The sequence below is a fragment of the Candidatus Rhabdochlamydia sp. W815 genome (assembly GCF_018642185.1).
In the GTDB taxonomy this organism is placed as follows: Bacteria; Chlamydiota; Chlamydiia; order Chlamydiales; family Rhabdochlamydiaceae; genus Rhabdochlamydia; species Rhabdochlamydia oedothoracis.
Map to the genome: position 1 here is coordinate 1 of NZ_JAAVTY010000092.1, position 4,939 is coordinate 4,939.

A 4,939-nucleotide genomic window follows, 5' to 3' on the forward strand; every position below is an offset into this window, starting at 1 on the left:
AACGCAGAACGTCTTGCAAAGGAAGTGCGTAATCACTGGAGCATCGAAAACAAATTGCATTGGCAACTTGATGTTAATTTCCGAGAGGATTTAAGTCGTGTTAGAAAAGGAAATGGAGCTGAAAATCTATCTATAGCCCGACGGGCTACTTTGAATCTTTTACAAAAAGATAAGACAAGCAAGGTCAGTTTACGTAAACGGCGCTTCATTGCATCATGTCGTAAAGATTATTTATTAGATAAGGAAATTTTTCATGCGTAAGCCCTGAAATTTACATAGACTTTTTATTTTAAATAAAGTAAAATAAATCTGTTTTTAATTGAATTTATTATAAAAGGAGCAAATATGACAAGTAGTATTTCAAGCAATGATCGTACTTTTATTTGTGATTGGTTAAAGCGGACTAACTCCCAATATGATGAAGCAACACCAAAAAAGATAAAAGCAGCTGATCATGATAGAGCTAGGGAAAGTTTGGGCTTAGTAAGTAATGTAAATAACAATTATTTCTTTTCCTCATCACAACCTGCATCTCAATTTAATGTTGCTAATAGCACAACAAATAACATACATAACACTCATGTACACGTTTCAAAAGATACACCTAAAAAATCTAAAGAAAAGGAAAAAACTGAAAAAGAAAAGACTAACTGGAAAGCTATAGCTGCTATTGGTGTTGTGTCAACTGCTGTAGCAGGGATTTCCATATTTGTTTATGCTAGACTCTCTAAAGCAGCAGAAGGAACTGCAAACTATTTAGAAAATACTAAAGCAATAGAGAGCTGGGCTAAGTACAGTTCTTCAAATTTAACTGAAGAATTAGGTAAAATAGCTAAAGTTCAACTGAAAATTGATCGAAGAGCTGTAGATAAAGTAACAAATTATAAATACTCTATACTAACTAGTTTAATTGGAACTCTTGCAATAGCTGGTGGAGGCATTACTATCTTTGCAGCTGTACCAGCACTTGCTACAGCTGGAACAACAGCAGTTGTTGCAGGAGGGGTTTTTAACTCACTAGCTGTAATGTATGCGGCTTATAATTGTGGGGTGCACTGGAGTGATGAAAAAGATGGAAAGAAAGAGTTTAGTGAGGTCAAGCAGTTAATTCCAGGCTTAATAAAGGATTTCCAGCAACCTTTAGAAGCTCCTCCTTCTTATGAGGAATCCGAAGCAGCGATACGTAACCAAAGAGCAAATCCTAGCAACAGTTATCCTCATTTATTTGCTGGAGTTTCTCCTTCCGCTCCTGATTTTAAATAGCTTTTAGGATTTTCACCGAGAAAAATCCGTTTATCTATTTGAAAAACAAAGAGATAAACTTCAACATTGATGTTACTAAAGCTAATTGCTAACAGGTGTTTTAGAAGAAACGATATAGCCCTGTTTAAGTTCTACGCGGTAGACAATCCAAAGCCCTGTGGAAACAATGCTTGTTGATACAACGATGATCCAAGAAGGGGTTTCTCCTAAAAAGAGCCAAGCGTTTAAAGAGGCAAAGATGGGGCTGAGCAATCCTACAAAAGACATAAATGTAGCGGTGTATTTTTTTAAGAACATACCATAGAGGTTGTAGCAAATAAGGTTAGAAATTACGGTGATCAACATAACCCTTTTTATAAAAGAGGTAAGATGTAGAGGAGATATGGGAAAAGGAGCGCCAGGCTCTATTAGATAGGAGTGGATCAGGGCAAATAAGCCTCCAAAGAGCATACTGGTTCCATTAGCAACAAGGGGGGTAATTTCTTGCTCTTTTACCATAAGTCGAAGTAGAACCCACCCATAGACCGAGCTCAATGCTGCTCCTATAATAGCAAGTGTGGGCCAGGAGAAGAAACTAAAAGCATTTAAGAGTTCTTCAGAACCTGTTTGCGTCAATAAAACAGGAATAAATCCAATAAATCCAATAGAGAGCCCTATCCATTTGCGAGGATTCATTTTTTCATTAAAGTGAATATAGGAGAAAAGTGCGGCAAAAAAGGGGGAAAGGCTATAGATAAAACAGGTCTTAGCTGCAGAAAGATACTGCAATCCCCAAAATTCTAAAGTATTGGTTAGATAGATGCTAAAGAAAGCGAGCAGTAAAACAGAAGCAAATTGCTTTAAAGATAATTTTAATGAGGATCTTTTGGTGATTAATAAAAAACTTAAGATGAGTACTGCTGCAAAAAGCATCCGAAAAGCTGTTAGAAAAAGGGGAGGAGAATGCTCTAAAGCAAGTTTTCCTAGAGAAAAAACGCTGGACCAAGCAACGTACATTAAAGCAACAAAAAATACAGACATGAATCAATTTTTACGTTTAAGAACAAACGAGGGTACCAAGAAATAGAGATCTAGTCAATGACCAATGGTTAATAATAGTAAAAATTATTTTTAATTTTGTTTAGGTTGCATAGAGATGATTTTTTGTGTATTAAAATTAAAATCATTAAACAAGGTTTTTAATGTCTATATGAACAAAAAAGTGAAAAGAATTGCAGTAACAGGGGCTGGGGGACAAATTGCTTATAGCTTGTTGTTTCGGATCGCAGCAGGCGAGATGTTAGGGCTAGATCAACCGATTGCTCTACATTTATTAGAGCTACATGAATTTCAAAAGACAGCAGAAGGCGTAGCTATGGAGTTGCAGGATTGTGCTTTTCCTTTGCTGCAAGAAGTGAGAATAGAATCCGATCGATTAAAAGTATTTGAAAACGTGGATTATGCGCTTTTAATCGGCGCTAAACCTCGTGGATCTGGCATGGAAAGAAAAGATTTATTAGCAGAAAATGGAAAAGTTTTCGTTACGCAAGGAAAAGCCTTAAATGAAGTAGCAGATTCTAAAGTGCTTGTTTTTGTTGTGGGCAACCCTTGTAATACCAATTGCCTAATTGCTATGCATCATGCTCCTAGAATTCCTAAAAGTCAATTTTTTGCTATGACTGCTTTAGACCAAAATAGAGCTCAAGCCATGCTTGCCATTAAAGCAAATGTGGGAGTTGCAGATGTTTCTCATGTGACGATTTGGGGGAATCACTCAGCAACACAGGTAGCTGATTTTTTGCATGCAAAAATTGGGAACAAACCTCTTTTAGAGGTGATTAAAGATCGCAAGTGGTGCGAAGAAGAATTTATTCCCTATGTACAGAAAAGAGGTGCTGAAGTCATAAAAGCCAGAGGAAGATCCTCTGCTGCATCAGCTGCTCATGCGATTATTTGTTCTATAAGATCTTTAGTAGGATTGAGCAAGGATAGGTTTTCTGCCGCTCTTTATTCCGATCCTAATCCTTACGGAATTGAAAAAGGATTAGTTTTTTCCTTCCCATGCTATAGGACAGAAAAAGAGATAATAGAAATTATGCCTGGATTATCTTGGGATCCTTTTTTAGAAAAGGCAATTAGACTGAGTGAAAAAGAGCTAAAAGAAGAAAGAGCGCTGATTGAACATTTACTTTAGTTAAAGGAAGTTATGTCTAAGGATGTGTTATTTACCATTACAAAAGAGCATTTAGAAACGGGCCTGCGCGGATTTCCTGTAGGCTATTGCACCACATCACATGTTGATCCTCAAAAAGGATTATTTTATTTGGGAAGGCCTGTTACAGAACTATCTACATGGCAACCAGAGCAGGTCATCTATCTTCTCTATCATGGCAAAGAGGGTAACAAACAAGAATTAGAAAAGTTTTCTGAAATGATTAAACAACGTAGTTGTTGTTCTCAGCAGGTGATTGCCACTATTGAGGCTTTATCTCGACAAGGCCATCCTATGAAACTTTTTTGTATAGCGCTATTATTATTAGGAATGCATGAATCTGCAGATAACTATGCAGAGGATTGTTTAAATATGATTGCTAAAGTTCCTCATTTAGCCGCAGCTGTGATTAACCATCACGCTGGCTTTGGTAAAACGCCTAACCCCAGATTGGATTTAGGCTATATGGAAAACTTTTGCTATATGCTCCAAGTTCCTGATAAGAGAGAAAAAGAACTTGTTTCCGTTATGAATCTATTCAACATTTTACACTACGATCATGGTGGGGGAAACCTATCCACTTTTGTAGGCAAAGCAGTAGCTTCTGGATTAGAGGATATGTATGGATCTATTTGTGCAGCCATGTGTGCTTTAGAAGGACCACGCCATGGAAGAGCCAATCAGGACTGTTTAGAGTTTGTAAGCGGCGTACTTACTGAATTAGGAGAAAAGGCAACTGCTAAACAAGTAGAGAAGTTGATTCGTAAACGTTTATTGGAAAAAAAATTGGTGTTTGGATTTGGACACGCGGTATTACGATTAGAAGATCCACGTGCTACCCTACAATACGATTTTGTGCAAAAATACTATCCAGACCATCCTTTGGTAAAAATCGCTTTGCTTTTGCGTACAGAAGGAATTAAAGTACTATTGGAAAATCCTAAGATTTCTGATCCTTATCCTAATGTAGATGCTATTTCAGGAACTATGTTGACAGTGGCTGGATTTGCTTACCCTGAGTATTATACCATTTTGTTTGGTCTTTCTAGATCTATTGGGATTGCCATGCAAATTGTCTATGAGCGTACCAAGGCAAGAGATGGCAGAGGCACGCCGATTGTAAGACCTAAGTATCTATATAAATCAAGGGTTTAATCATAGAAAAAATGAGGCACAAAAAGCCCTGAATCGATATGAAAAATCAGACTTAATTTTTCAGCTAGCGGCAGAGTAATCAGCTTGTGGCAATTTTCTATTCGAGAAATAGTCGATCGACTTACAGATAATTCTTGAGCGAGTTGTTTTTGTGTCCATTTCTTAGATGTTTAGTCCCAAAGTGTAATGGAGTGGATTAATTCTAAAACTTTTTGGTTTTTTTGCTAACTTTTGATAATAGACATGCCATAATTGCACACAAAGAAGGGGTTACTCCTTAAACGGAGTAGGTTAAACTCTCCAATATAAAGAGATTTTTTTAAAATCTCA

General features: G+C 36.9%; 5 protein-coding genes and 1 pseudogene. 4 read left to right on the forward strand and 2 right to left on the reverse strand.

Features of this window, described 5'->3' with window-relative positions; translation table 11 throughout:
- The coding region (locus RHOW815_RS06315) for an ISAs1 family transposase (protein ID WP_215217481.1) at window positions 1-261 on the forward strand (261 nt) is incomplete at its 5' end.
- Window positions 262-345: 84 nt separating this feature from the next.
- Window positions 346-1,263 (forward strand): hypothetical protein, encoded by a 918-nt coding sequence (locus RHOW815_RS06320; RefSeq protein WP_215217482.1) that lies wholly within the window; start codon window positions 346-348, stop codon window positions 1,261-1,263.
- Window positions 1,264-1,344: 81 nt separating this feature from the next.
- On the opposite strand, the gene RHOW815_RS06325 is transcribed toward RHOW815_RS06320, so the two are convergent.
- Window positions 1,345-2,283: a DMT family transporter gene (locus tag RHOW815_RS06325; protein ID WP_215217483.1), complete on the reverse strand. Its 939-nt coding sequence runs from the start codon at window positions 2,281-2,283 to the stop codon at window positions 1,345-1,347.
- A 169-nt stretch (window positions 2,284-2,452) separates the two neighbouring features.
- Between RHOW815_RS06325 and RHOW815_RS06330 the strand changes: the two genes are divergently transcribed.
- A complete protein-coding gene (locus RHOW815_RS06330) occupies window positions 2,453-3,436 on the forward strand; it encodes a malate dehydrogenase (protein ID WP_215217484.1) in 984 nt (327 codons plus the stop codon).
- 12 nt (window positions 3,437-3,448) lie between these two features.
- Window positions 3,449-4,609: a citrate (Si)-synthase gene (locus RHOW815_RS06335; protein ID WP_215217485.1), complete on the forward strand. Its 1,161-nt coding sequence runs from the start codon at window positions 3,449-3,451 to the stop codon at window positions 4,607-4,609.
- Here the strand turns inward: RHOW815_RS06335 and RHOW815_RS09115 are convergent.
- Window positions 4,606-4,761 (reverse strand): annotated as a pseudogene (locus tag RHOW815_RS09115) (helix-turn-helix domain-containing protein); the annotation flags it as partial. The gene RHOW815_RS06335 and the pseudogene RHOW815_RS09115 overlap by 4 nt on opposite strands.
- Between the last annotated feature and the right edge of the window lie 178 nt (window positions 4,762-4,939).

Bases quoted from the DNA above. Each gene is read 5' to 3' on its own strand.
- RHOW815_RS06320 (WP_215217482.1), top strand. From the start codon at position 346: ATGACAAGTAGTATTTCAAGCAATGATCGTACTTTTATTTGTGATTGG.
- RHOW815_RS06330 (WP_215217484.1), top strand. From the start codon at position 2,453: ATGAACAAAAAAGTGAAAAGAATTGCAGTAACAGGGGCTGGGGGACAA.
- RHOW815_RS06335 (WP_215217485.1), top strand. From the start codon at position 3,449: ATGTCTAAGGATGTGTTATTTACCATTACAAAAGAGCATTTAGAAACG.
- RHOW815_RS06325 (WP_215217483.1), bottom strand. From the start codon at position 2,283: ATGTCTGTATTTTTTGTTGCTTTAATGTACGTTGCTTGGTCCAGCGTT.